This window comes from Salipiger sp., from assembly GCF_059781815.1.
Genome location: NZ_JBYNAH010000414.1, coordinates 1 through 1733, shown reverse-complemented (window position 1 = coordinate 1733; position 1733 = coordinate 1). Strand labels below are relative to the sequence as shown.

Here is a 1733-nt window from a genome sequence, read left to right as displayed (position 1 = left end):
AGGAGTTCGAACAGCTGCATATCGAGATCCAGGCCGAACGTGCCCTCTGCCAGCGCCTGAAGCGCCAGATCACCGTCTCACGGCGCATGATCCGGGCGCGGATCGAGGCGGCCCTGAGCGGCGCTCTGAAGGGCCCCTGGACGCAGCTCACGACCCTGTTCGAAGATCTCCTGGCGCGGCTTCCACGCCGCCACACGGCGTCAGAGACGCTTGAGAGGCTCATGGACTGGTTTCGGGAGCTGCAGGAGCGGGTTGAGGCAGCCTACCTCAAGGCGGTCCGAGCGGATGAGGTTGTGGAAAACATGGCGGAGCCCATCGAAGAAGTGTCCGAGAAGACTCAAGAAATGAACCCCAGGGGGGTCATTTCCGGACCTCATATACTAACTACAACCAAACTTAATCCTGTAACCAGTAATTCCTCTGAAAAAGAGGAAGCGGCCGGCATCGCGCCAAATGCCCCACCGGAAGAGCGCGTGGACAGGGAGCTGGAAGATTGGGTTGCCGAGGTGCGCAAGAAACGTGGAGCAGCGCTCGATCTGCCGACGGTGATGCAGGCCTGTCCGGAATTCGCGTCCTGGGCGCGCAATGTGGGCGGATACCTGAAGGATTGGGGCGATCTGCACCGGGTGGCGGGGCAGTTGAGGCCGATGATCGGCGTCTCCCAGCACGCCTGGAACCTGGCGCAGGATCGTCTCGGGCCTCAGATCGCCACCGCGGCACTGGTCCTGACCTTCGACAAGCATGCCAAGGGCGAAGTGACATCGCCGGGCGGCTATCTCCGCGGCATGATCGAGAAGGCCGGGGCAGGGGAGCTGCATCTCGAGCGCAGCTTCTATGGCCGGTTGAGCGGGCAGGCGGCGTGATGGAGAACCTAGAGCCCCGCGGCTTTGGTCATGTTGACCCGGAACCTGTCGCGCCGACGCTGATAACGGCGGGTCATCTCGGCCGAGGCGTGCCCGAGCTGCTTCTGAATGTAGCGCTCATCGACCTCGGCCGAACTGGCGAGCCCAGCCCGAAGCGAGTGCCCCGAAAACAGAGCCAGCCGATCCTTCTCCGGCAGGTCCGCGCGAATACCCGCATCCAGCACGGTCTGCTTGATGAGCCGCGCGACATGCTTGTCGGAGAGGCGGGATTCCAGGGCCTTCTTGCCGTCCCGCGAGGTGCGCACGAAGACCGCACCGAAATCGATGCGTGCGAAGTGCAGCCACTGCTCCAGCGCGTGAACGGGGCAGGTCTGTTCCGACGAGCCGCGGCCGACCTCGACCTCGCGCCAGCCGGTCTTGGCATTGAGCGTCAGGACGGCGCCATCCTTGAGGATCTCGATCCAGCCGCCCGAAACCGGGGTATCGTCCTTGCCGTGATCGAGGCTGACAATCTCGGAGCGCCGGAGCCCGCCGGCGAAGCCGATCAACAGGATGGCACGATCCCGGAGCCCGCGCAGGTCGTGGGGCAGGGTGGCCACCATGGCGAGGATGTCGTCCGGAAGAATGGCCTCTTTCTGGACCGGTGGCCGCGCATGCTGCCGTTTGATACCGGCCAGAACCGTGGCAATGTGCCGGTCTTTGCGGTCAAGGGCAAACCCGCGCTGTACGTAGTTCCAGGCGAGACCCGAGAGCCGCCGCTCGATCGTCGAGACAGACAGGCCAGGGGAGGACCCCGACCCGGCAGCCAGATCGGCGAGGTAGAGCCCGATCATTTCATTGGACGGGGGCAGGGGCTCGGTCCCCTTGAGC

General features: G+C 64.5%; 2 protein-coding genes. One reads left to right on the top strand and one right to left on the bottom strand.

Annotated elements, in window-relative coordinates:
• On the top strand, window positions 1-863 hold an 863-nt coding region (repC, locus tag AC6RA4_RS25380), incomplete at its 5' end, for a plasmid replication protein RepC (RefSeq protein ID WP_500165085.1).
• Between the two features lie 8 nt (window positions 864-871).
• Here the strand turns inward: repC and AC6RA4_RS25375 are convergent.
• Window positions 872-1733 (bottom strand): tyrosine-type recombinase/integrase (locus AC6RA4_RS25375; protein ID WP_500165083.1); only part of this gene is annotated, 862 nt, incomplete at its 5' end.